At 69.7% G+C, this 24376-nt stretch carries 22 protein-coding genes and 1 pseudogene; 13 read left to right on the forward strand and 10 right to left on the reverse strand.

What is annotated here, in order from left to right:
* Positions 1 to 24 precede the first annotated feature (24 nt).
* The 5 genes from ACIA8X_RS08345 (at position 25) to ACIA8X_RS08365 (ending at position 4695) form a co-directional block, all read left to right on the forward strand.
* Positions 25 to 756, forward strand: coding sequence for an MFS transporter (locus ACIA8X_RS08345; protein WP_399458028.1), 732 nt, complete (start codon positions 25 to 27; stop codon positions 754 to 756).
* A complete protein-coding gene (locus ACIA8X_RS08350) occupies positions 757 to 1377 on the forward strand; it encodes an MFS transporter (protein WP_399458029.1) in 621 nt (206 codons plus the stop codon). It begins immediately after the preceding gene.
* A 19-nt stretch (positions 1378 to 1396) separates the two neighbouring features.
* Entirely contained in the window at positions 1397 to 2278 is an 882-nt protein-coding gene (locus tag ACIA8X_RS08355) for a hypothetical protein (protein ID WP_399458030.1), read from the forward strand.
* Positions 2275 to 3216 carry an HpcH/HpaI aldolase/citrate lyase family protein gene (locus tag ACIA8X_RS08360; RefSeq protein WP_399458031.1) on the forward strand — a complete coding sequence of 314 codons (942 nt, stop codon included), beginning with the start codon at positions 2275 to 2277 and terminating at the stop codon, positions 3214 to 3216. The genes ACIA8X_RS08355 and ACIA8X_RS08360 overlap by 4 nt, the downstream gene beginning before the upstream one ends.
* 150 nt (positions 3217 to 3366) lie before the next feature.
* A complete protein-coding gene (locus ACIA8X_RS08365) occupies positions 3367 to 4695 on the forward strand; it encodes a lipase family protein (RefSeq protein ID WP_399458032.1) in 1329 nt (442 codons plus the stop codon).
* 749 nt (positions 4696 to 5444) lie between these two features.
* On the opposite strand, the gene ACIA8X_RS08370 is transcribed toward ACIA8X_RS08365, so the two are convergent.
* On the reverse strand, positions 5445 to 5651 hold the full coding sequence (locus ACIA8X_RS08370) for a hypothetical protein (protein WP_399458033.1): 207 nt from the start codon (positions 5649 to 5651) through the stop codon (positions 5445 to 5447).
* A 295-nt stretch (positions 5652 to 5946) separates the two neighbouring features.
* Between ACIA8X_RS08370 and ACIA8X_RS08375 the strand changes: the two genes are divergently transcribed.
* Complete coding sequence (locus tag ACIA8X_RS08375; protein WP_393444577.1) at positions 5947 to 7632, forward strand: ribonuclease J; 1686 nt, start codon at positions 5947 to 5949, stop codon at positions 7630 to 7632.
* A gap of 675 nt (positions 7633 to 8307) precedes the next feature.
* On the opposite strand, the gene ACIA8X_RS08380 is transcribed toward ACIA8X_RS08375, so the two are convergent.
* Positions 8308 to 8892 (reverse strand): YceI family protein, encoded by a 585-nt coding sequence (locus ACIA8X_RS08380; RefSeq protein ID WP_399458034.1) that lies wholly within the window; start codon positions 8890 to 8892, stop codon positions 8308 to 8310.
* Positions 8893 to 8934: 42 nt separating this feature from the next.
* The gene (locus tag ACIA8X_RS08385; protein ID WP_393444582.1) at positions 8935 to 9417 is read right to left on the reverse strand and encodes a hypothetical protein; all 483 of its coding nucleotides are present in this window, start codon (positions 9415 to 9417) and stop codon (positions 8935 to 8937) included.
* A 336-nt stretch (positions 9418 to 9753) separates the two neighbouring features.
* Here ACIA8X_RS08385 and ACIA8X_RS08390 point away from each other — a divergent pair, with 336 nt between their 5' ends.
* Genes ACIA8X_RS08390 through ACIA8X_RS08400 form a run of 3 tightly spaced genes read left to right on the forward strand, consistent with a single transcriptional unit; the run spans position 9754 to position 11926 of the window.
* Positions 9754 to 10824 carry a Rieske 2Fe-2S domain-containing protein gene (locus ACIA8X_RS08390; RefSeq protein WP_399458035.1) on the forward strand — a complete coding sequence of 357 codons (1071 nt, stop codon included), beginning with the start codon at positions 9754 to 9756 and terminating at the stop codon, positions 10822 to 10824.
* The gene (locus ACIA8X_RS08395; RefSeq protein WP_393444587.1) at positions 10821 to 10991 is read left to right on the forward strand and encodes a hypothetical protein; all 171 of its coding nucleotides are present in this window, start codon (positions 10821 to 10823) and stop codon (positions 10989 to 10991) included. The genes ACIA8X_RS08390 and ACIA8X_RS08395 overlap by 4 nt, the downstream gene beginning before the upstream one ends.
* Positions 10988 to 11926, forward strand: coding sequence for a PDR/VanB family oxidoreductase (locus ACIA8X_RS08400; RefSeq protein WP_399458036.1), 939 nt, complete (start codon positions 10988 to 10990; stop codon positions 11924 to 11926). Before ACIA8X_RS08395 ends, ACIA8X_RS08400 begins: the two co-directional genes overlap by 4 nt.
* Here ACIA8X_RS08400 and ACIA8X_RS08405 read toward each other — a convergent pair.
* Positions 11841 to 12746: an IclR family transcriptional regulator C-terminal domain-containing protein gene (locus tag ACIA8X_RS08405; protein ID WP_393444592.1), complete on the reverse strand. Its 906-nt coding sequence runs from the start codon at positions 12744 to 12746 to the stop codon at positions 11841 to 11843. The genes ACIA8X_RS08400 and ACIA8X_RS08405 overlap by 86 nt on opposite strands.
* Before the next feature lie 168 nt (positions 12747 to 12914).
* Between ACIA8X_RS08405 and ACIA8X_RS08410 the strand changes: the two genes are divergently transcribed.
* From ACIA8X_RS08410 to ACIA8X_RS08425, 4 genes are read left to right on the forward strand one after another with little or no spacing between them, the layout of a single operon-like run.
* Entirely contained in the window at positions 12915 to 13883 is a 969-nt protein-coding gene (locus tag ACIA8X_RS08410; RefSeq protein WP_393444594.1) for an ABC transporter substrate-binding protein, read from the forward strand.
* Between the two features lie 47 nt (positions 13884 to 13930).
* Positions 13931 to 14704 carry an ABC transporter permease gene (locus tag ACIA8X_RS08415; protein ID WP_399458037.1) on the forward strand — a complete coding sequence of 258 codons (774 nt, stop codon included), beginning with the start codon at positions 13931 to 13933 and terminating at the stop codon, positions 14702 to 14704.
* Positions 14701 to 15480, forward strand: coding sequence for an ABC transporter permease (locus tag ACIA8X_RS08420; protein WP_399458038.1), 780 nt, complete (start codon positions 14701 to 14703; stop codon positions 15478 to 15480). The genes ACIA8X_RS08415 and ACIA8X_RS08420 overlap by 4 nt, the downstream gene beginning before the upstream one ends.
* 20 nt (positions 15481 to 15500) lie before the next feature.
* Positions 15501 to 16307 carry an ABC transporter ATP-binding protein gene (locus ACIA8X_RS08425; RefSeq protein WP_399458039.1) on the forward strand — a complete coding sequence of 269 codons (807 nt, stop codon included), beginning with the start codon at positions 15501 to 15503 and terminating at the stop codon, positions 16305 to 16307.
* 276 nt (positions 16308 to 16583) lie between these two features.
* Here the strand turns inward: ACIA8X_RS08425 and ACIA8X_RS08430 are convergent.
* From ACIA8X_RS08430 to ACIA8X_RS08455, 6 genes and pseudogenes are all read right to left on the reverse strand, one after another.
* Positions 16584 to 18389, reverse strand: a pseudogene (locus ACIA8X_RS08430) (glycosyl hydrolase family 28-related protein); the annotation flags it as partial.
* 45 nt (positions 18390 to 18434) lie between these two features.
* The gene (locus tag ACIA8X_RS08435; RefSeq protein ID WP_393444602.1) at positions 18435 to 20024 is read right to left on the reverse strand and encodes an alpha-amylase family glycosyl hydrolase; all 1590 of its coding nucleotides are present in this window, start codon (positions 20022 to 20024) and stop codon (positions 18435 to 18437) included.
* Positions 20025 to 20054: 30 nt separating this feature from the next.
* Entirely contained in the window at positions 20055 to 20918 is an 864-nt protein-coding gene (locus ACIA8X_RS08440; protein ID WP_399458040.1) for a carbohydrate ABC transporter permease, read from the reverse strand.
* A complete protein-coding gene (locus tag ACIA8X_RS08445; RefSeq protein ID WP_393444607.1) occupies positions 20915 to 21880 on the reverse strand; it encodes a carbohydrate ABC transporter permease in 966 nt (321 codons plus the stop codon). Before ACIA8X_RS08445 ends, ACIA8X_RS08440 begins: the two co-directional genes overlap by 4 nt.
* Before the next feature lie 6 nt (positions 21881 to 21886).
* Entirely contained in the window at positions 21887 to 23236 is a 1350-nt protein-coding gene (locus ACIA8X_RS08450) for an ABC transporter substrate-binding protein (RefSeq protein ID WP_399458041.1), read from the reverse strand.
* Between the two features lie 117 nt (positions 23237 to 23353).
* Entirely contained in the window at positions 23354 to 24352 is a 999-nt protein-coding gene (locus ACIA8X_RS08455) for a LacI family DNA-binding transcriptional regulator (RefSeq protein ID WP_399458042.1), read from the reverse strand.
* Between the last annotated feature and the right edge of the window lie 24 nt (positions 24353 to 24376).

The raw sequence follows: 24376 nt of genomic DNA on the forward strand, positions 1-24376 counted from the left end.
GCGACACAAGCAACGGAGCTTCACATGTCGCAGAGCCGCACCCCTGCCCCCGCACGCTCCCAGGTCACCGCCAACGTCGTACGCGGCTGTCTGGGCAACCTGATCGAGTGGTACGACTGGTTCGCCTACGCCACCTTCAGCATCTACTTCGCCGCCGCCTTCTTCCCCGAGGGCGACGCCACCGCCCAACTCCTGTCCACGGCCGTCGTGTTCGCCGTCGGCTTTCTCATGCGGCCACTCGGCGGCTGGCTGCTCGGCGCGTACGCCGACCGGTACGGCCGCCGTCGCGCCCTGACCCTGTCCGTCACGTTGATGAGCGTCGGCTCGCTCACCATCGCCCTCGCCCCCGGCCACGCCACCATCGGCGTGTGGGCGCCCGTCCTCCTGGTCCTGGCCCGCCTGCTGCAAGGGCTCTCCGTGGGCGGCGAGTTCGGCTCCAGCGCCTCCTACCTGGCCGAGGTCGCGCCGCCGGGCCGACGCGGCTTCTACTCCAGCTTCCAGTACGTCTCCATCGTGCTCGGCCAGCTCGCCGCCCTGCTCGTGGCCATCGTCCTGCAGCACCTGCTCACCGACGACCAGGTGCAGAGCTGGGGCTGGCGCATCCCCTTCGTGATCGGCGCCGTGGCCGGTCTGGCCGTGATGTACCTGCGCCGCACCATGGAGGAGTCGCAGCACTTCCAGCAGGAGCGTGCGAGGGCCTCCGCACCCCACGAACGCAAGGGCCTGTACGCCCTGTTCACCGAGTATCCGCGCTAGTTGCTCGCCGTCTTCGGGCTGGCCGTCGGCGGTACCGTCGCCTTCTACACGTACACCACGTACCTGCAGAAGTACCTGGTCAACACCGCGGGCATCGCCAAGTCGACGGTCTCCGTCATCGGCTTCGCCGCGCTGTTCGTCTACATGCTGCTGCAACCGGTCGCCGGCGCGCTGTCCGACCGCTACGGCCGCCGCCCCGTCATGTTCGTCTTCTCCCTCGGCGGAATGGCGCTCACGGTCCCGATCATGACCGTCCTCGGCCACACCGACAGCCCAGGGCTCGCCTTCCTGTTGATGACCGTGGCCCTGACCTTCCTGACCGGGTACTCGGCGCTGGCCGCCATCATCAAGGCGGAGATGTTCCCCACCAAGGTCCGGGCCCTGGGCGTGGGCCTGCCGCACGCCCTGGTCACCGCCACCTTCGGCGGGCTGACGGAACCCATCGCCCTCGCCCTGAAGAAGGCCGGACACGAGACCGTCTTCTTCTGGTACGTCACCGGGTGCATCGCCCTGACCTTCCTTGCCACCCTGGTGGTACGCGAACCGTCCCGCACCTCCCTGCTGGAGACCGGGGCGACCAGCGCGACACCCGCCCCGCCGACGACCGCCCCACTCCCCTGACCTCCCCCGAGGACCCGACATGCCCGCCTCCCTCTCCTCCCACGTCGAGTCATGGCACCCCGAAGCGGTCACCGACGAGGACGCCCTGCCGCCCGGCCCGGCCACCGCCCTGTCGGCGCTGCTGGACCTCCCCGACGCCGCCGCGAAGTCCGGCGACGCGCTGCCACCGCTATGGCAGTGGCTGTACTTCCTGCACTGGGCACCACAGCGGGCCCTCGGCCCCGACGGACACCTGCGCGAGGCCCGCTTCCTGCCGCCCCTCCCCCGGCGTCGGCGCATGTTCGCCGGGGGACGCTGCGAGATCGCCGAGCCCCTGCGCCTCGGCGAACCGGCCGAGCGTGTCAGCAGCCTGGCCGCGGTCACGCCCAAGCAGGGGCGCAGCGGCGAGCTGCTGTTCGTCACCGAGCGACAGGAGTTCCGGCAGAACGGCCGTACCTGCCTGGTCGAGGAGCAGGACATCGTCTACCGGTCGGGGCAGGGTTCCACTCCACGGCACCCGGCCGCCGTCGACGACACGGCCGTACCCGAGCCCGAGGTCCCGGACTCGGGCGCGGGCACGTGGCGGCTGCGCCTGCGGCCGGAGGAGACCCTCCTCTTCCGGTTCAGCGCGCTCACCGCCAACGCCCACCGCATTCACTACGACGCCCCGTACTGCCGCGACGTCGAGGGCTACCCGGGCCTCGTCGTCCACGGCCCCCTGCTGGCCGTCCTCATGCTCGAACTGGCCCGGCGCGAGGCCCCGGAACGCCGGGTACGGTCGCTCTCCTACCGGCTGCACCGGCCGGCGTTCACGGGCGAGCACCTCCTCGCGGCGGGCACGCCGACCGACGCGGGCGCCGAGCTGCGCGTCGCCACCCACCGCGAGGCCCGGCACGCCACCGCCGAGGTGACCTTCGCATGAGCCACCCGGACCGCGCCCGCGTCGCCGCCGCGCGCACCCTGCTCTTCGTCCCCGGCGACCGGCCCGACCGCTTCGCCAAGGCGGCCTCCTCGGGCGCGGACCTGGTCATCATCGACCTGGAGGACGCCGTCGCCCCCGGCGACAAGGACAGCGCCCGCGCGGACGCCGCCGCGTGGCTGGCCGACGGCAACCGGGCCGTCGTACGCGTCAATCCGCCCGGTACCCCCTGGTTCGAGGCGGACCTGGCGCGGATCGCAGGCCACGGCGTGCCCCTCATGGTGCCCAAGGCCCAGGACCCGGCCGTCCTCGCGGACATCGCCGCCCGCACGGACGGACGCTGCCCACTGATCCCGCTCGTCGAAACCGCCCTCGGCGTCGAGCGGGCCCTCGACCTGTGCACCGTCGCCGGAGTCGTCCGGGCCGCCTTGGGCAACGTCGACCTCGCCGCCGGGCTCGGCATCGCCCACGACGACCACCTGGCCCTCACCCACGCCCGCTCCCGGCTGGTCCTCGCCTCGGCGGCAGCGGGCATCGCCCCGCCCGTCGACGGTGTCACCACCGCCGTACGCGATCCGGCCGCGCTCGACACCGACGTCACCCACGCCCGACGCCTGGGCTTCACCGCCAAGCTCTGCATCCACCCTGCCCAAGTACCGTCCGTCAGCGACGGGTTCACCCCCACCCCGGACGAACTGCGCTGGGCCCGCCGCGTCCTCGACGCCGGCGAGTCGGTCACCATGGTCGACGGGGAGATGATCGACCGGCCGGTACTCGAACGGGCGCGCGGCGTCCTGGCCCGAGCCACGCCGCCGGGCGCTCGGACGCCATGCGGAGCTACGCCCGGGCACCTGGCGCGAGAACAGCCGGTGGTTCGCGCCGCGCCGAAGGCAGCGAGGCCGAGCCGAAAATTAGGTAGCCCGTCAATTACCGAACCGTAACCTCCAGGGTGCTACCACGAGTAACTTACTCATAAGTAAGGTCTTGGCGAACCACTCCCGAGCGGCGTGGGCCGGCCCGTGGGACGGCCGTGCTCCCGTGCCGCATTCACCCGTGCACCTCTCTGCCGGCCGCTTCACAGGAGGTTCGCCATGCCCGCACGCAGAAGGCTCCTGGGCGCAGCAGTCACCGCTGCCGCCTGCCTCGGCGCCCAGGCCCTCTCGGACACCGCCGCCGCCACCTCAGCGGACGAGGTCGTCTCCCGAGGCGTCACCATCCCCACCTTCTACAACCCGCCCGCCACCCTGCCCACTGCCAACGGCATGCTCATACGCAGCGAGCCCCTCCCCCTGGCCCTCAGCCTGCCCGGCCTGGGCGGCCCGCTGCCGGGACGCGCGACCCGGCTGATGTACAAGTCCACCGACTCGAACGGTCAGCCGATGGCCGTCACCGGCGCCTACATCGAACCGACCGCCGCGTGGAAGGGCGACGGACCGCGGCCTCTGGTCGCGGTCGCGCCCGGCACCATGGGACAGGGCGACCAGTGCGCCGCGTCCATGGGCCTGGAACACCCGCTGACGCTGAACGGCCAGACGGTGTCCGTCGGTTACGAGGACCTGGCGATCTACCGCCTCCTCGCACAGGGCGTGGCCGTGGTCGTGACCGACTACGCCGGTCTGGGCGCGACGGACCGGCTGCACACCTATGTCAACCGGGTCGACGAGGGGCATGCGGTGCTGGACGGCGTCCGCGCCGCCCGCTCGGTCAACGGGGCCTCCGTCACGACCGCTTCCCGGGTGGGCCTGTTCGGGTACAGCCAGGGCGGCGGAGCGACCGCCGCCGCGGCCGAACTCCAGTCCTCCTATGCCCCCGACGTCACGCTCGCCGGGACCTACGCCGGCGCGCCGCCCGCCGATCTGACCTCGGTCACCAAGGCCGTCGACGGCAGCGAGCTGGCCGGTGCGCTGGGCTGGTCGCTGAGCGGCTTCCTCCAGTCCGACCCGTCCCTGAAGCCCATCGCCGAGGCGCATCTGAACGCCGCCGGCAAGGCCGCCCTCGCCGACCTGTCGACGATGTGCGTCGGGGACGCCCTCTTCGGCTACGGCTACGCGAAGAGCACCAAGTGGACGACCGACGGACGATCCGTCAACGACATCATCGCCGCCACGCCCGCGCTGCAGGCGTTCCTGGACAGCCAGCGCATCGGCACACGGAAACCGTCCGGCCCCGTCCGCCTGGCGACGGGGGTCAGCGACAACCTCGTCCCGCATGGCCAGGCCCGCCAACTTGCCGTCGACTGGTGCAAGAAGGGTGCCGACGTCACGTACAAGGCCGTCGTTCTGCCCAACGTCGGCAGCGCGCTCCTGAACCACTTCGCACCGCTGCTGACCGACCAGGGCGACGCCATCTCCTGGTTGACCGACCGGCTGTCCGGCAAGCGGGCCGCCGCCAACTGCTGGAGCCTGCCCGCACAGCCCTGACCGGGTCAGTCGGCGCGAACCGGCGGCGGCGTGGGCAGTGCCGGCTCAGGTCAGAGTTCGTAGATGCGTCCGGTCTGGGCGCCTTCGATGGAGCGGACGTATGCCTGTGACGGCGTTGATCCGCTGTGGTGCGAAGTGAAGGAGCCGCGCTCGGTGACGTGGGGCAGGCCCTGGCGGACCAGTTCGATCTGGGAGCGGACCTGGGTCGGTCGTGTCGTAGCGCAGGTCGCCGGAGCTGCGGCCGACGGTCAGGACGCGGTGGCCGCGCTCCTGCAGTGTGGTGTGGAGGGCCTGGCCCAGGGTTCCGGCGCCGCCGATCAGCAAAATGTTCATGCCTCCCGAGCATCAGTCGTTGAGGGGAGGCATTTCCCTCCAGGTGACGGACACCCTGTTCCGGCGGCAGCGGGTACTCGGCGAGAACCACCCCAACACCCTGCACACGCTGACCTGCGAGAGGACATCAGCTAGCAGCTGATAGGCAGTAAGCCAGTCGTGTGGGCGCAGCCGCGAAGAGCAGCCGGCCCAGATCCAGAAGGGCTTGCACAAAGAACCAACCGCCGGCGCACGGGCCCGTCGCCGCTCACCAGGCCCCAACTCCCTTGCATGCCCGCGGACCGTCCTCGCCAGATCCTCCATCGCTCCGCCCGCGCCCGCTCAGCACCGCCCGGGCCGCGTTCCGGGCATCGAGCGGGTCCGACTTGCCGCGCCAACGGCGGTCGGTCCGGTCGGGCCGGTTCACGTCGAGCACGTCACGCCCTGGGCCAGTGGGCAGCGGGACAGGCCGCCCCGAAGGAGCCGGTCCCCTCCACTCCGGCCCGCCGCACCGTGCCCAGCCCCCTGGCCCACTCCAGCATTTCGCGGTACCCGTCCGCAGTGGCCCGGAACACCTCGATGCCGATCACTGCCCCCACCAGGCAGAGCACAGCAGCCACATGAGCGTCACTGTGCATGTCCACGCCAAGGACCACCTCCCCCCGGCGTCGGCGGCCACGCGAGGCAGGAGACGTACTGGTCATGCCCATTCATCTTCCGACCCGAATGGCGCATCGCGTAGCCGGCACCGGACCGCGCGGACGGTCGGATTCGTGACGACGTCTGGTCGGCAAGCCCCTATCGATGAAATCGCCTCTGTCCGACCACAATCTCGAAGGCCGATCGACGTCACCCACTGCGCACGTCCCGCTCCGTCGGGAAGAAGAGATCACACAGGTAATGGATCACCCCGTCCCGCTCTCCGGGTAACGTCAAGGTATGAGTCATCCGCACCCCGAGCTCAAGTCCGCTCCGCCCCTTCCCTCAGGAGGGTTGCGGGTCGTTGCTCTGGGCGGCCTGGGTGAGATCGGCCGCAACATGACCGTCTTCGAGCACGCCGGCAAGCTGCTCATCGTCGACTGCGGCGTGCTGTTCCCCGAGGAGACCCAGCCCGGCGTGGACGTGATCCTGCCGGACTTCACCTCGATCCGGGACCGGCTGGACGACATCGTGGCCGTGGTACTCACCCACGGCCACGAGGACCACATCGGCGGCGTGCCGTACCTGCTGCGCGAACGGTCCGACATTCCCGTCGTCGGCTCCAAGCTGACGCTGGCGTTCCTGGAGGCCAAGCTCAAGGAACACGGCATCCGGCCGCGCACGGTGCGGGTGCGTGAGGGCGACCGGCGCGGCTTCGGGCCCTTCGACTGCGAGTTCGTGGCGGTCAACCACTCCATCCCGGACGGCCTCGCGGTCGCGATCCGCACCGGCGCCGGGATGGTGCTGCACACCGGCGACTTCAAGATGGACCAGTTCCCTCTCGACGACCGCATCACCGATCTGCGCGCCTTCGCCCGCCTCGGCGAGGAGGGCGTGGACCTGTTCCTCACCGACTCCACCAACGCCGAGGTCCCCGGCTTCACCACCTCCGAGCGTGAGCTGAACCCGGCGATCGAGCAGGTGATGCGCACCGCCCCGCGCCGGGTCATCGTCTCCAGCTTCGCCAGCCATGTGCACCGCATCCAGCAGGTCCTGGACGCCGCCCACCAGCACGGCCGCAAGGTCGCCTTCGTAGGCCGCTCCATGGTCCGCAACATGGGCATCGCCCGCGACCTGGGCTACCTGAAGGTCCCCTCCGGTCTGGTCGTGAGCCCGAAGGAGCTGGAGAAGCTCCCGGACCACAAGATCACTCTGGTGTGCACCGGCTCCCAGGGCGAACCGATGGCCGCGCTGTCACGGATGGCCAACCGCGACCACGTGATCCGCATCGGCAAGGGCGACACCGTCCTGCTCGCCAGCTCCCTCATCCCAGGCAACGAGAACGCCATCTACCGGGTGATCAACGGACTCACCCGGTGGGGCGCCCACGTGGTCCACAAGGGCAACGCCAAGGTGCACGTCTCCGGGCACGCCAGCGCCGGCGAACTCGTCTACTGCTACAACATCGTCAAACCCCGCAACGTCATGCCCGTGCACGGCGAATGGCGCCACCTGCGGGCCAACGGCGACCTCGCCATCCGTACCGGCGTCGACCCCGAGCGGGTCGTCATCGCCGAGGACGGCGTCGTCGTCGACCTCGTCGACGGGCGCGCGTCCATCACCGGCAAGGTCCCCGCCGGCAACGTCTACGTGGACGGCATGGAAGTCGGCGGCGCCACCGAAGCGTCCCTCAAGGACCGTCTCACCCTCGCCGCCGAAGGCGTGGTCACGGTGGTCGCGATCGTCGACGCTGACACCGGCGCCCTCGCCGAGGCCCCCGACTTCCTGGCCCGCGGCTTCGTCCACGACGACACCACCTTCGAGCCGGTCATCCCCGTCATCGAGAAGACCCTGGCCACCGCGGCCGAGGAAGGCGTCGGGGACGCGCGCCAACTCGAACAACTGGTCGCCCGCGCCGTGGCGAACTGGGCGTTCCGCACCCACCGCCGCAAGCCCCTCATCATCCCCGTCATCATCGATGCCTGAGCCACAGCCCGTCAGCACTCCCCTGGTTCCGGTCGAGGTCTCGCCGGCATCGAGTTCGGCACGGGAGTCAGCAGCCACCCCCGGAGGCCGGGGTGGCAACGCACTCCACATGATGCGTCATCGGAAACACCTCACAGTGAGCATGGTTGGGAGAAACCACAGGTCAATCCGGGTTTCCGGCTCGACGAGGGGCACCTATCAGGCGGCCGGAGCGTCAAACGAGCGTCACGACCGATCCGCACTGCCTCGGCCAGGTCGGCGGGCCGGGCAGGGCGGGCATCGACCGCTTGCCGTAGCGACGAGGCGATGCTCGGAGCAGGGTGCTCCTGCCGATGCCGCGACGACGAGTGTTCCGCCTCGGGCGACGGTGGCACCGAGGACGTGTCCCGGCGGGAGGGCCATCGGCGAATGGAGCAGTCGGCGACGTCGATGCCCTGCTCAGTGGACCATGACCGCATCACCGGAACGGTGGAGTCGCTCGCGGTGAGGAGCACGATTGTCGTGAGCCTTCGGTGTGCGGCCTTCGCGGTGGCTCGGGCTTCGGCGGCGTTCGCCAGTTGCTCGGCCTGGGCCGGCACACCGAGCGCGGCCGGGCTCAAGCGCCAGGCTCTCTCGGTGCTGACCGGCGCGGATCGGAGTCAGGTAGGGGGGCCAAAGGCCGCCGGTAAGCCGTGATCAGGCGGCCGGTTCGCCGGCCTCAAGGACGGCCTCAAGGACGGCCTCGATGTCGACCACGACATCGACCATGGCGCTGACGACGACTCCACCCCGGTCGACCACGTCGTTCCAGCTCACCCCGAAGTCATGGCGATTGATGCGGGTGGTGGCCGTGAACCCGGCGCGCCTCCTGGGGCCCATGTCTCGGCCGCCCTCCCACCAGGGGGTATCCCACTGTCCCAGGCAGGTGACGTCGAAGCGTACGGGATGCGTGACGCCCCGTACGGTGAGATCTCCGGTGACCTCGAATTCGGTTGCGCTGAGCTGATGAACGCGTGACCCGACGAATGTCCACGTCGGGTGCTCTTCGACGTCGAAGAAATCGGCACTGCGTAGATGGGCGTCACGCTGGGGCTGACCGGTGTACACCCCGGTCGCGTCGACGGTCGCCTCGACGCGGGCCTTCTCCGGCTCCTCGAGATCGACCTCCAGCCAGCCGTGCACGTTCTTGAACTGTCCGCGCACGTAGGTGACCATCATGTGCCTGGCGCGGAACTCCGCGCCGGTATGGCCGGGCTCGAAGAACCATCTCGTCGTGGCCATGTCGGCTCCTCTGGCACCGTTGCGCCCGGGGCGGTGAGTTGATCAGCCTCGCAGCATGCGGCGCCAAGGGCCGAGGGCGGCGGTCGCGGGCCCCTGGTGTCTGGTCATGCCCTCGGCGATGAGGGAGATGCCGACGCCCAGCATCCAGACATCCTTGGCCAGCACGGTTCCCTGCTCCGTGGGGCGCAGACTGCCTTCCTGACGCATGCCCGGCGTACGCAGGTAGAGCCCGAGAGTCCCGCAGGAGAATGAGGTGAGCGCAGCCCCGGCGACAGCGGCAGGGACGACCGGCAGGAGCAGCGCGGTGGCAATGGCGATCTCCCCGGTGGAAAGCAGCCGGGTGAACTTCTGGGCGTCGAGCTTGCCCAGGAAGGGGTAGGTGGCGGCGGCGAACTGCTGGAGTCGCTGAGCGGTGGCCTGGTCCGCGTTGCGTTTCGACAGTCCGGAGTTGAGGAAGAACGCACCGACGGTGAGCCTGAGTGGCAGTTGCCGCGCCGCGCAAGGCCATACCGAACCAGATGCCATACCGGGCCTCCCAACCGTCGCCCCGTCACCACCTTGCCACCCGTCCGAACCATGTCAAACGGGGAGTAGTCGCGGCCGAAGCGGCGTATCCCGGCGAGTGTCACCGCAACCGCGCCTACTCCACCTCCCAGACCGCCCTGGCTCAGATCCAGCAGGTTGAGGTGGAAGTCGTCGGTAGGCGGCACCTTCCGCTTGGGTCGAGCACCGGGGCGTATCCAGATCAGCCATCTGAACAGGCCTTTTACGTCGCGCCTTCCGTGAGGCGGAAGCCGTATTGCGTCCCTGTGGCGCCCTTGCGGACGATGTCGCCACCACCCAACGACGGGAGCCGCAGCCATGCCGCACACGACGAGTTTCGCCAGGAACCAGTGGTACGTCGCCGCCTACAGCCACGAGGTCGGGCGCGAGTTGCTCGGACGGACGATTCTCGGGGAGACCCTCGTCCTCTACCGCACGGAGGAGGACGGGACGCCGGTCGTCCTGCACGACCGGTGTGTGCACCGCCGCTACCCGCTGTCCGAGGCGCCGACCCGGCTCGACGGTGACCGGATCGTGTGCGGGTACCACGGGTTCACGTACGACACGACCGGTGCGTGTGTGTACGTGCCGGGGCAGAAACGCGTCCCGCGGACGGCGCGTGTCGCCTCGTACCCCGTCGTCGAGCAGGACTCCCTGATCTGGGTGTGGATCGGTGACCCGGCGCTCGCCGACCCCGAGAGCATCCCGCGGGCCAAGCACCTGGACTCCCCCGGCTGGGTCACCGTGCGCGGCATGGAGCCCATCGACTGCGACTACGGCCTCCTCGTCGACAACCTCCTGGACCTGTCCCACGAGACCTATCTGCACGGCGGCTACATCGGCACCCCCGAGGTCGCCGAGACACCGATCACCACCGAGGTCGACGAGGGCGCCGGCATCGTCCGGGTCAGCCGGCACATGGACGACGCCGAGTGCCCGCCGTTCTACGCCAAGTCGACCGGCATCGAGGGCCGCATCACCCGCTGGCAGGACATCGACTACCACGCCCCGTGCCTGTACCTGCTGCACAGCCGCATCGCCCCGGTCGGCGTGCTGCCCGAGGCGGACGGCAGCGACCCGAACGGCTTCCACACCGAGATCACGTACGCCATCACGCCGTCCGGCGACGGCAAGGTGTACGACTTCTGGGCGGTCTCCCGGGACTGGGCGACGGACGACGAGGAGGTCACCGAGTTCCTGCGCGGCAACAACCACACGGTCGTCATGCAGGACGTCACCGCCCTCAACCTGCTCCAGAAGACCCTCGGCACCGAGCGGCACGGCTACCAGGAGCTGAGCATCAACATCGACACCGGTGGACTCGCCGCCCGCCGTATCCTCGCCCGGCTGGTCGAGGAGGGCGCCAAGCCGATGGAGAAGGTCCAGTGACGAGCCCTACCGGCGAGATCTACCGCATCGAGTGGCTGCCGGGCACCGACGTCCTGCACGGCACCTGTCACTGCGGCCGCGAGCACACCGCGAAGGACCCGGTGGAGATGTGGGAGTGGATGCTCGCGCACCCACAAGGACACGAGCCGCGAGGAACCAGTTCATGAGTGACGTGTACGAAGCCGAACTCGTCGTCGACCGCAGAGAGTTCGCGGCCGACGGCGTGCTCGCCCTCACCCTGCGCCACCCGCTGGGCGAGCAGCTCCCCGCCTGGGAACCCGGCGCTCACATCGACGTCGTGCTCGGTCCGGAGCTGGAGCGGCAGTACTCGCTGTGCGGCGATCCGGCCGACCGGACGCGGTGGCGGATCGCCGTCCTGCGGGAGCCGGACGGGCGCGGCGGATCCGCCCATGTGCACGAGCAGGTGGGGCAGGGCGACAAGCTCCGGGTGCGCGGTCCCCGCAACCACTTCCGGCTGGAGCCCGCCCCCCGCTACCGCTTCATCGCCGGCGGTATCGGCATCACCCCGATCCTGCCGATGCTGGCCGCGGCCGAGGCGGCGGGCGCCGAATGGACGCTGCTGTACGGCGGGCGCAGCCGTCAATCGATGGCTTTCACCGAGGAGTTGGGGCCGCACGGCGCACGGGTCACCGTCGCCCCGCAGGACGAGTCCGGGCTGCTGGACCTCGCCTCCGTGCTGGACGACGTACCCGACGGCACCCTCGTCTACTGCTGCGGTCCCGGTCCACTGCTGGACGCCGTCGAGGAGCGCTGCCCGTCCGGTGCACTGCGCATCGAGCGGTTCCAGGCCAAGGAGCAACCGGTCGGTGAGGACGGAGAGTTCGAGGTCGGGCTGGCCCGGAGCGGGCTCACGCTGACCGTGCCGCCGGGGGTCTCCCTGCTGGACACGGTGCGGGCGGCCGGCGTCGAGGTGCTCTACTCCTGCACCGAGGGCACGTGCGGGACCTGCGAGACCGACGTGCTCGACGGAACCCCGGACCACCGGGACTCCGTCCTCACGCCGGAGGAGCAGGAGAGCGGCGAGACGATGATGATCTGTGTGTCGCGGTGCCGGGGGCAGCGGCTGGTCCTGGATCTGTAATCCGTCCTGGATCCGTGCCCCGCCCCGGATGCGTGACCCGCCCCGGATGCGTGATCCGCAGGTCGGCCTCGATCCCGGCGACGGTCGCCAGCAGATGCGGCAGCAGGTCCCGGCGTACGGAGTCGACGGAGTTGCGGCCGGCGTGCACGGCGATGTTCACGGCCGCGACCACCTCGCCGCTCCGGTCCCGCACCGGGGCGGCGACCGACCTCAACCCCTCCTCCAGCTCCTGGTCGACGACGGCGTAACCCTGACCGCGGACGCGGCGCAGCTCCGCCCGCAGGGCGTCCGGGGAGGTGATGGTGCGCTCGGTCAGGGGCTTCAACTCCACGCGGGCGAGCCGGACTTCGACCTCCTCGTCCGGCTGATGGGCGAGGATCACCCGGCCCACCGACGTCACATACGCCGGGAAGCGGGTGCCGACCGTGATGGTCGCGGTCATGATGCGGTGGGTCGGGACGCGGGCGACGTACACGATGTCGTCGCCGTCGAGAACGCACAGCGACGACGACTCCCGTATCTGCGCGACGAGTTGCTCCAGATGCGGTTCGGCGATCTGGGGCAGGGTGTAGCTGGAGAGGTAGGAGTAGCCGAGTTCCAGCACGCGCGGGGTGAGGCGGAAGAGCCGGCCGTCCTGGTGGACGTAGCCGAGGTCGGCGAGGGTGAGCAGGAGGCGGCGGGCCGCGGCGCGGGTCAGGTCACAGGTCTGGGCGACCTCGCTGAGCGTGCGGGCGGGATGCTCGGCGTCGAAGGAGCGGATCACGGCGAGGCCGCGCTCGAAGGACTTCACGAAGTGCGGTGCGCGGGCTTCGGCGGACATCGCCACCTCCAGAAGTGTCAACAATGTTGTCGTCGAATACCTTGCGAACCCATTGACCGGATCCGCTTGAGGCTTCTACCTTCCCGCTGAGCAACCTCGCGCACTACTGTGCGCCTTGCGCACAACCTGTCGGAACACCGCTGCACCGTTGTCTGTACAGGAGGAGCCATGCGTCGTCTGTCCGCCGGTCTCACCGCCGGCGCCCTGCTGTTCGTCGCGACGGCCTGCGGCTCGTCCGACGGCGGTTCACCGTCCGCCGGCACGTCGTCCGGCGGTGTCACCACCGTCAAGCTCGGGCTGATCCCGATCGTCGATGTCGCGCCGCTGTATCTCGGCCAGAAGAAGGGCTTCTTCGAGAAGCAGGGTCTGAAGCTGGAGTTCACCACCGCTCAGGGCGGTGCGGCGATCGTGCCGGGGGTGGCGAGCGGTCAGTTCCAGTTCGGGTTCAGCAATGTGACGTCCCTGATGGTGGCCCAGTCCAACGGCGTCCCCGTGAAGGCCGTCGCCAACGGGATCGCGTCGACCGGCGTGCGGGGCAAGGACTTCAACGGCCTGATGGTCAAGAAGGACAGCCCCATCAAGTCGGCGAAGCAGTTGGAGGGCAAGAAGGTCGCCATCAACACCCTGAAGAACATCAACGAGACCGCGGTCCGCCAGGCGGTGCGGGTGGCGGGCGGCGACCCGGACAAGGTGACCCTCGTCGAGATGGCCTTCGACCAGATGCCCGCCGCCCTCGACCAGGGCCAGATCGACGCCGCGTGCGTGGTCGAGCCGGCGACCGCCACCATCCGCAGCGAGGGCGGCCGGGAGATCGCCTCGCCGTTGATCGACATCGCGCCCGAGCTCACCGTCGCCATGTACTTCACCTCGACGCAGTACGCGCAGCAGAACCCGGACGTGGTCAAGAAGTTCCAGGACGCCACCGCCGAGTCCCTCGCGTACGCCGAGGCGCATCCGGACGAGGCCCGGCAGATCGTCACGACGTACACCAAGATCCCGGCGAACGTGCTGGACCAGGTGACCCTGCCCAAGTGGCCGGCCGAGGCGAACCGCTCCTCCATCGAGGCCCTGATGAAGCTCGGCGAGGAGGACGGCCTCTTCAAGAAGACGCCCGACCTGGACGCGCTGCTGCCGTGAGGGGCACCCACGGATGAGAGACGGGGACGCATGAGGGACGCAAACCCATGAGGGGCGTGAACGTCGCCCTCGGTGCGGCCGGGCTCGCGGTCTTCCTCGCCCTGGGCGAGGCGGTGCCGCGGCTCGGCCTGGTCAAGGAGGCCTACTTCCCGCCGACCAGCCGGATCGCCGACGCGCTCGCGGACGAGGTCGCCGACTCCGCCTTCTGGACCGCGCTCGGCGACACGCTCACCGGCTGGGCGCTGGGCCTGATGATCGCGTCCTGCGCGGGCATCGTGATCGGCGTGCTCGTCTCGGTCGTGCCGTATCTGCGCGAGGCGACGGCCTCCACCATCGAGTTCCTGCGCCCGATCCCGTCGGTCGCGCTCATCCCCCTGGCCGTCCTGCTGTACGGCACCGAACTGCGCTCGGTCCTCCTCCTCGTCATCTACGCCTCCTTCTGGCAGGTGCTGATCCAGGTCCTGTACGGCGTCCAGGACGTCGACCCCGTCGCCGAGGAGACGGCGCGGTCGTACGGCCTCGGCACCTGGGCGCGGATCCGGCATGTGCTGTGGCCGACCGCGCTGCCGTACGTCATGACCGGCGTGCGGCTCGCGGCGGCCGTCGCGCTGATCCTCGCCATCACCGCCGAACTCGTCGTCGGCGCACCGGGGTTGGGCAAGCGCATCGGCGTGGCGCAGGCGTCGCAGGCCGTGCCCGAGATGTACGCGCTGATCGTGGTGACCGGGCTGCTGGGGCTGCTGATCAACGTGGGCGCGAGGACCGTGGAGCGACGGGCGCTGGCCTGGCACCAGTCGGTGCGCGGGGAGGTGGCGGTGTGACGCGCGTACTGCTGCGGCTGGTCTTCGTGTTCGCGCTGCCCGCGCTGCTGGTCACCGTCTGGTGGGTGGCCTCCGCCGGGAGCACGGACGTGTACTGGCCGCCCTTGCGGACGATCCTGGAGGCCTTCCCGGACGTATGGACGGCGGCGCGGCTGAGGGAGGACGTGCTGCCCAGCGTGCTGCGGCTGGCGGGCGGCTACGCCCTGGCGGCCGTCGTGGGCGTGGCGGTCGGTACCGTCATCGGCTCCTATCGGCGGGTGCGGGCCGTGTGCGAACCGGTCCTGGAGTTCCTGCGGGCGGTGCCGCCACCCGTGCTGGTGCCGGTCATCATGCTGTTCGCGGGCATCGGCGACACCATGAAGGTCACGGTGATCGCGAGCGGCTGCGTGTGGCCGATCCTGCTCAACACCGTCGAGGGCGTGCGGGCGGTGGACCCGGTGATGGCGGAGACGGCACGGTCGTACGGCGTGACAGGCGTGGCCCGCCTGCGACACCTGGTCCTGCGCTCGGCGAGCCCGCAGATCTTCGCGGGCCTGCGTCAGGCCCTGTCCATCGGCATCATTCTCATGGTGATCAGCGAGATGTTCGCCGCCAGCAACGGTCTGGGCTTCACCATCGTCCAGTTCCAGCGGGGCTTCGCGATCCCGGACATGTGGACCGGCATCCTCGTGCTCGGTCTGCTCGGCTTTGTGCTGTCGGTCGTCTTCCAGTTGGTCGAGCGGCGGGTGCTCGGCTGGTACCACGGTCTGCGCGCCTCGACCCGGCGGTCGCCGTGAACATCGAGAAGGGGTGGTCCATGCTCGACGTACGCGGCCTGAAAAAGGTCTACGAGGGGTCGGGGCGGCGGGTGGAGGCGGTCCGCGACCTCACCTTCACGGTCGACGCCGGGGAACTCGTCTGCCTCGTCGGCCCATCGGGCTGTGGCAAGACGACACTGCTGAAGTGCATGGGCGGACTGCTCGCACCGACGGGCGGCGAAGTACTCCTGGAGGGGCGCAAGGTAACGGGCCCGCCGCCCGGGATGGCCTTCGTGTTCCAGGAGTACGGGCGCAGTCTGTTTCCCTGGATGCGGGTCGGCGAGAATGTAGAACTGCCCCTGAAGCAGAAGGACTTGAGCAAGGCGCGGCGCCGGGAGCTGGTGCGGGACGCGCTGGAGTCGGTCGGTCTCGCGGATGCCGTGGGGGCGTATCCGTGGCAGCTGTCGGGCGGGATGCAGCAGCGGGTCGCGATCGCCCGGGCGCTGGCGTACGAACCCCGTGTGCTGCTGATGGACGAGCCGTTCGCGGCGGTCGACGCACAGACCCGGGCCGATCTGGAGGACCTGGTCCGGGGGCTCTGGCGGGAGCGCGGCATCACGATCCTGTTCGTCACCCATGACATCGACGAGGCCGTCTATCTGGGCGAGCGGGTGATCGTACTGTCCGCATCGCCGACCGTCGTCCAGGAACAGCTGAAGGTCGACCTGCCCGCCCAGCGCGACCAGTTGCACACCCGCGTGGACCCGCGCTTCGCCGAGCTGCGGACCCATGTGTACGAGCAGATCCAGGCGGCGAAGCGCGGGGGGACCGACAATGCCGGCCCCCCCAGGAAGAGCGTCACCTGAGATACGCCTCCACCTCAGTCAACTACCCAGCGCGAGGCACCAAGGGCTTGCACAGCGGGCGTCACTGGCGGTCACACGTCGCTTGCGTCCAGCTCCGCCGGGCGGAGCAGGGGTGGTTGACGGCACCCCGCACCTACGTGATCGACGCCCCGTACAACCGGGTCCACCGGCCATGCCGGAGTTGTGCCTTCGGGGGCTCCCACGTGGGACCACCAAGACTAGAGTAACTGTTCGGAGTTGACCAACTCCACAGTGCTGTCACCTCGAAGCGCCGCCCTGAGAGCCGGTGGCGGTGGCCGGGCGGCCCTTGGCCAGGTTGCGGTGCGGATCCGGGTCCGGGTTGCCCTGGCCGGGCTGTGGCCAGGTCGAGCAGTCGGACCAGGTGCTGCTCCAGCCGGAGTTGCCGCCGCCGTCGGTGAGGGTGAAGGTGCCGGAGCCGGACGGGTAGGGGCAGTTGTAGATGCCCGCGGCGCCGACGCCGGTCGCCGTGACGTTGCGGAAGGTGGCGGCGCCCTGGGTTTCGGCCTGGACGACGACCGTGCCGGTGTTGCGTACGGTCGCGCCGTCGACGGTGACGTTCTTCGCCGCGAAGCCGCGCCCGCTGCCCGAGACGAACTCGAAGGCGCTGTACGGGCTGTCGGTGATGGTCGTGTTGGTGATGCGGACGTTCGCCTCGATGGCACTGTCGTAGGAGTCGACGCGCAGGGCGCCCATCGGGTGGTTCCAGTTGGGGTTCATCGCGCCCGTGCGGACGAGCGTGTTGCCGTCGACCGTGATCGTGCCGGACAGCGGGTGGAAGGGGTCCAGGAACTTCTGGTTGGAGATCGCGATGCCGCTGCCGAGGGCGTTGGTGTCGGAGATCAGGTTGTCCTTGACGGTGATGTCGGTGCCGCCGTAGATCGCGATGCCGTTGGCCAGGTTCGGCTGCGTGATGGTGTTGTTCTCGAAGCTGCTGTTGGTGTCCGGCGCGTACAACGACCACATGGCGAGCGCGTCGTCGCCCTGGTTGCGCAGGAAGTTGTGGCGGACCCGGACACCGCGCGCGTTGCCGTTGAGGTTGAGGCCGTCGGCGGTCATGTCGAGGAAGCGGTTGTTCTCGACGACCAGGTTGTCGTTGTTGCCCATCAGCCAGAGGCCGACCTTGAGGTGCTGGAGCCACATCCCGGAGACGGAACTGTTCGGCCCCAGCGAGCCGTTGACGAAGTTGTCGGGGTTGGAGTCGACCCGCTCGGTGACCTCGCCGATGACCGCGAAGTCCGTGATGTGGACGTTGCCGGAGGAGCTCGACTGGTCGATGAAGCGCGAGGTGCGCACGATCGAGTGCCAGCTGCCCGCGCCCTGGAGGGTGACGTTCTGGACGCCGCTGAGGGAGGATGTCAGCCGGTACTCGCCCGGCGGGATCCACACCACCCCGCCCTGCGCCGAGGCGATGGCGTCGCGGAAGGCCTGGGTGGAGTCGCCCTGGCCGCTGGGGTCAGCACCCTTGGACGTCACCGACACCGACCCGGCGGGCTGGCCGCCCGCCCCGGCGACCTGCTCGAAGTCGGCCACGTCGACGGTGACTTGAGCGTCGGCCGCCTCCAGGGCCACCTTGTCGCCCGCCTGCACGTTCTGGCCGAGCAGTAGTCGAGCGTTGTCGTAGAAGTGGTGGGTCTTGGCGCCGGGGATCCAGGCGGTGTCGACGTACGAGTACTTGGAGGTGACGGCGACGGTCTTGGCGAGCTTCGTTCCGTTGACGTACACGTCCAGGGAGCCGGACTGTCCGTCGGGGACGCTGTAGGCGACGTTCAGGGCGTTGGCCGCGCCCGGGGCCGTGAACTCGACGCGCTGGCCTGCTGCGAGGCGGACGGCCTGGCGTCCGGAGGCCTCGGAGGCGAGGGTGCCCTGGGTGTAGTCGGGGCCGATCTTCGTGCCGGTCGTGGTGGCGGACTCGGCCTCGACCGAGGTGAAGGGGAGGGTGGCGCCCGCGGCCGCGTGGGCAGTGGGGGCCGTTGCGGTGAGCAGGCCGGCGGCGAGGGCGACGGTGATCGCGGTCGAGGTGACGTTTGGCGTGATCCTGACAGATCTGCGCGTGTGCTGCATGGCTGATCCCTTCGGGGTGGGGGTACGGGGATAGCGGCCGCGGTCTCAGGCGCGCAGCCAGACCGCGGTGTCCTTCGGCAGTCGCCCCATGTCGTCCAAGGGGCCGCTGGCGAGGAGGAGTTCGGTGTGGGCGGGCAGGTCGGCGGGCTCGTCCGCCAGGTTCAGCACGCAGGTCACGCCCGGTGCGCGGGTGAAGGCGAGCACTCCGTGGGGTGCGGGCAGCCAGGTGAGTGGACCGTCCCCGAACACCGACCGGAGCGCGATCGCGCGGCGGTAGAGGGCGAGCATCGACGCGGGGTCCGCGGTCTGACGGTCGGCCGCGTACGCCGCCCAGTCGGCGGGCTGTGGCAGCCACGGCTCCTCATGTGAGCCGAAGCCCGCGTGCGGCGCGTCGGCCGCCCACGGCAACGGCACCCGGCAGCCGTCCCGGCCCGGGTCGGTGCGGCCGGAGCGGGCGTGCATCGGGTCCTCGATGCGGTCGAGCGGGATGTCGGCCTCGGGCAGGCCCAGCTCCTCGCCCTGGTAGACGTAGACGGCTCCGGGCAGGGCGAGTGACAACAGCGCGGCGGCGCGGGCCCGGCGGGTGCCGAGGGCGAGGTCGGTAGGGGTGCCGAAGGCCTTGGTGGCGAAGTCGAAGCCGGTGTCGGTCCGGCCGTAGCGGGTGACCGTGCGCGTCACGTCGTGGTTGCACAGCACCCAGGTCGCGGGAGCGCCGATCGGAGCGTGCTCGGCGAGCGTGTCGTCGATGGCCGTGCGCAGCCGTGCCGCGTCCCAAGGGCAGGTCATGAAGGAGAAGTTGAAGGCGGTGTGGAGTTCATCGGGGCGCAGATAGCGGGCGAAGCGTTCGGTGTCGGGGAGCCAGACCTCGCCGACGAAGACGCCGCCGTACTCGTCGGCGATCGCGCGCCAGGAGCGGTAGATGTCGTGGAGTTCGTCGCGGTCGACGTACGGGTGCGGGTCCCGGCCTTCGGTGAAGTCCGGCAGCCGGGGGTCCTTGGCGAGGAGGGCGGCGGAGTCGATGCGGACACCGGCGACCCCGCGTTCGAACCAGAAGCGCAGGATGTCCTCGTGTTCCCGCCGGACGGCCGGGTGGGCCCAGTTGAGGTCGGGCTGCTGCGGAGCGAACAGGTGCAGATACCAGTCGCCGTCGGGCAGCCGGGTCCAGGCGGGGCCGCCGAACTCGGAGCGCCAGTCGTTGGGCGGCAGTGCGCCGCGGCCCGCGCGGAAGTGGAACAGGTCCCGTTCCGGCCCGCCCTTGAGTGCCGCCCGGAACCAGGGGTGCTGGTCCGAGACATGGTTCGGCACGATGTCGACGAGGGTGCGGATGCCGAGTGCGTCCGCCTCGGCGATGAGTTTCTCCGCCTCGGCCAGGGTGCCGAAGGCCGGGTCGATCGCACGGTAGTCGGCGACGTCGTAGCCGCCGTCCTTCATCGGTGAGACGTACCAGGGTGTGAACCAGAGCGCGTCCACGCCGAGTTCGGCGAGGTACGGCAGCCGGGCGCGGACGCCCGCGAGGTCGCCGGTGCCGTCGCCGTCGCCGTCCGCGAAGCTGCGGACGTACACCTGGTAGATGACGGCGGTACGCCACCAGTCGTGCGCCTCACGGGCCGTCCGGGCATGGGTGGGCTGTCCCACGGTGGGTGCCTTTCTGTCGGAGGGGCGGCGTCAGCCCTTCGAGCCGCCCGCGCTGATGCCGGCGATGATGTGCCGCTGGAAGACCAGGAACATCGCGACCATGGGGATGCTGGCGATCACCATCGCGGCGATGAGCACGGTGAGCTGGATGTTCTGCGACAACTGCACGAGGGCCACGCTGACCGGCTGTTCGTCGGTGTCGGAGAAGACCATCAGCGGCCACAGGAAGTCCTGCCAGACGGCGACCAGCGCGAAGATCGACACGACGCCGAGCACCGGCCGGGACATGGGCAGCACGATCGACCACAGGACGCGCAGCCGGCCGGCCCCGTCGATCTCGGCGGCCTCCAGCGCATCGCGCGGGATCTGGTCGAAGAACCGCTTCAGCAGGTAGAGGTTGAAGGCGTTGGCGACGGCCGGGAGCCAGATGGCGAGGGGGTCGTTGAGCAGGCCCAGGTCGGCCACGGTCAGGTACTTCGGCACCACCAGCGCCTGGGCCGGGACCATGAGGGTGGCGAGGATGCCGCCGAGGATCACCTTGCCGAAGGCGGGCCGCAGCTTGGACAGGGCGTAGGCGGCGGCCGTACAGAACACGAGCTGGAACGCCCATGCGCCGGACGCCTGGACCACCGTGTTCCACAGGTGCGTCGGCAACCGCATCAGTTCCCAGGCATCGGTGTAGCCGCTGAGGCGCCATTGCTCCGGTACGACCGTGGGAGGCGTCCGCGCCACCTCGTCCGGGGATTTCATCGCGCCGGTCACCATCCAGTAGACCGGGAAGAGGAAGGCGAGCGCGAAGAGCAGGACGACCCCGGAGAAGACGGTCCAGTAGGCGGCCTTCCCGCGTGGGCGGGCCAGCACGGCCGGGGAGACGAGGGTGCGGGTGGTGCTCATACGTCCCCCTCGGTGCGGGTCAGCCTCAGGTACAGGACGGAGAACAGGCCGAGCAGCGCGAGGAGCAGCACGCTCAGTGCGCAGGCGCCGCCGAAGTCGTTGTAGAGGAAGGCGTACTTGTAGATGAGGTAGAGGACGGTGACCGTGGCGTTCTCGGGGCCGCCGCCCGTGATCACGAACGGTTCGGTGAAGACCTGCATCGTGGCGATGATCTGAAGGAGCATCAGCATGAGGATCACGAAGCGGGTCTGCGGGATCGTCACATGGCGGACGCGTTGCAGCAGGTTCGCGCCGTCGAGTTCGGCCGCCTCGTACAGCTCCCCCGGGATGGACTGGAGCGCCGCCAGGTAGATCAGGACGGTGCCGCCCAGGTTGGCCCAGGTGGCGACGATGACGAGGGAGACCAGGGCCGTGTCGGCGCCGTTGGACCAGTTCGACGTGGGCAGGTGCAGGAACCGCAGCGCCTCGTTGGCGAGGCCGGTTCCGGGGTCGTAGAACCACTTCCACAGCAGGGCGCTGACCACCGGCGGGATCATCACCGGCAGATAGACCACGACCCGGAAGAACGCCTTGGCGTGCCTCAACTCGTTGAGAACCAGGGCGAGTACGAAGGGGACCGCGAAGCCGATCAGCAGGGCGAGCAGCGTGAAGGTGAGCGTGTTGCGCCAGGCCGCCGCGAACTCCGGGTCGGCGAAGACACGGGTGAAGTTGGCGGTGCCGACCCACTCGGGGTCGCTGCCGGGCGTGTACTTCTGGAAGGCGATCACGACCGCGCGGATCGCCGGGTACCAGGAGAAGAGGGCGAAGCAGACGACGCCGCCGAGGAGGAACCCGTAGGCGCGGGCCTGGTCGGTGAGACGGCGCCGCCTCCGCTCCCCTGCCGGGTGCGGCGCCTGCATCGGGCGGACCGCGACCTTCTCCGCGGTCTTTTCCATGGTTCGTCGCTGAGCCGTCCTGGTCACGGCCCGTCAGTCCCGCGCCAGGATGCCGTCGATCTTCCCGGACGCGTCCTTCAGGAGCCGGTCGATGTCAGCGTCCTCCTTGGTGAGGACGGCGGAGACGACGCCGTCGAGGACGGAGTAGATCTGCTGGGCGTGCGGTGGCTCGATCTTCATGTCGAGGCTCTGGTTGCCGTCGAGGAAGGCCTGGTAGTTCTCCACCGGGACGTTGGCGTTGGCCTCCTTGACCTGCTGGTCCTTGGTGTCGGCGGGGCCGGTGAAGAGCCGCGGTTCGGGCAGTCCGACGGGGGCGTCGTTCTTCTTGGCGCGTGCGTAGTCGCCGAGGTAGCCGTCGCCGGGCGTGAGGAACATGTGGTCGAGCCACTTCAGGCCGGCGCGGATCTGCTCGGGGCTCGCCTTCTTGTTGAACATGTAACCGTCGCCGCCGATGAGCGTGCCCTTGCCGCCGGGCATGGGGGCGAGGGCGAGGTCCTTGTAGTCGCCGCCCTTCTCCTTGACCAGGATCGGGATGTTGTCGGGCGCGGCGAGGTACATGCCGAGCTTGCCGGAGCCCATCATCTGCTGGACGTCGTTGATGACGAGGAGCTGCTTGCTGCCCATCGAGTCGTCCGTGAAGCGCATGTCGTACAGGTTCTGCAGCACGGCGCGGCCCTCCGGCGTGTCGACGGTGGCCTGCTTGCCGTCGGCGCTCACCACGTCGCCGCCCTGGGAGTAGAGCTCGGCGGTGAAGTGCCAACCGCCCTGGTTCTGGGCGCTGTAGTCGGCGTAGCCGACGGTGCCGTTGCCGAGAGCGGCGATCTTCTTGGCGGCGGCGCGGACCTCCTCCCAGGTGGCCGGGGGCTGTTCGGGGTCGAGTCCCGCCCGCTCGAAGAGCTTCTTGTTGTAGATCAGGCCCATCGAGTAGCCGGTGCGCGGGATGCCGTAGATCTTGCCGTCGACGGTGTAGATGTCGCGCAGCTGCTGCTGGATGGTGTCGTAGCTCTTCAACTCCTTGACGTACGGCGTGAGTTCGGCCGCCTGGTTGATGTCCACGACGTGCCGGGCGTCCGTGAAGTACGTGTAGAAGACGTCCTCCATCTGCCCGCCGGCGAGCTTCGCGTCGAAGGTCTTCGGGTCCTGGCAGGGGAACGCGTCATGGGCCACGACGTCGATGTCCGGGTTGGCCTTCTCGAAGGACGCGATGTCCTGCTCGAAGAACTGACGGTCGACCTTGGCGCTCTTGGGCGGCATGCAGTTGACCGTGATACGGGTCTTACCGCCGCTCGCCGCGTCGTCGTCCGACCCGCAGGCGGAGACGGCGAGGGCGAGGGAGCAGACGCTCAGCGCGGCAAGGGCACGGCGGAACCCGGTGCTTCTCATCGGTGGACCCCTCTGGGCTCTGGGCAGGAGCGGTGGGCGCCGCACACTCAAGCACCGGCGACAGGGGTTCGCAAGATGTCGCGCACAGTTTGCAATTTTTGAACAGAGGAAGGGATCTCAGGAACGAGGCGCCTGCGCCGTGGATCCGCGCACCACCAGCTCCGGCTCGAAGAGCAACTCCTCGACGGGTACGGCCGTGCCCGCGATCTGCGCGTTCAGCAGCTCCACGGCCGCCCTGCCCATGGCCTCGATGGGCTGACGGACGGTGGTCAGGGGCGGTTCCGTGCAGTTCATGAACGCCGAGTCGTCGTACCCGACCACGGAGATCTCCGACGGCACGTCAAGTCCCTTGCGGCGGGCGGCCCTGATCGCCCCGAGCGCGAGCGGGTCACTGGCGCAGATGATGCCGGTCACCCCCCGGTCGATCAGCCGGGAGGCCGCCGCATGACCGCCCTCGATGGAGAAGATGGCCCGCGCGACGTGCCCCTCGGGCAGATCCCCGGCGATACCCCGCGCGGCGGCAAGCTTGCGTGCCGACGGCACGTGGTCGGCCGGCCCGAGCACGAGCCCGATGCGCTCGTGGCCCAGCGAGGCGAGATGGCGCCAGGCCTGCTCCACGGCCACGGCGTCGTCGCAGGACACGCCCGGGAAGCCCAGGTGCTCGATGGCCGCGTTGACCAGCACGACCGGGATGTTGCGGTCGGCGAGCTCCTGGTAGTGGTCGTGCGGCGCGTCGGCCTGGGCGTACAGCCCGCCCGCGAACACGACGCCGGAGACCTGCTGTTGCAGCAGCAGCGCGACGTAGTCGGCCTCGGAGACACCGCCCTTGGTCTGCGTGCACAGCACCGGGGTCAGGCCGAGCTGGGCGAGCGCTCCGCCGATCACCTCGGCGAACGCCGGGAAGATCGGGTTCTGCAGCTCCGGCAGCACGAGGCCGACCAGCCGGGCGCGTTCGCCGCGCAGTTGGGTGGGCCGCTCGTAGCCGAGGACGTCCAGGGCGGACAGCACCGCCTGCCGGGTGGCCTCGGAGACGCCGGGTTTGTCGTTGAGCACCCGGCTGACCGTGGCCTCGCTGACCCCGACCTTCTTCGCCACTTCAGCAAGTCGTCGCGTCATGAGCGCAAGAATAACGCAAGAAGC

The sequence above is a fragment of the Streptomyces sp. NPDC051738 genome (genome assembly GCF_044453205.1).
Lineage (GTDB): Bacteria > Actinomycetota > Actinomycetes > Streptomycetales > Streptomycetaceae > Streptomyces.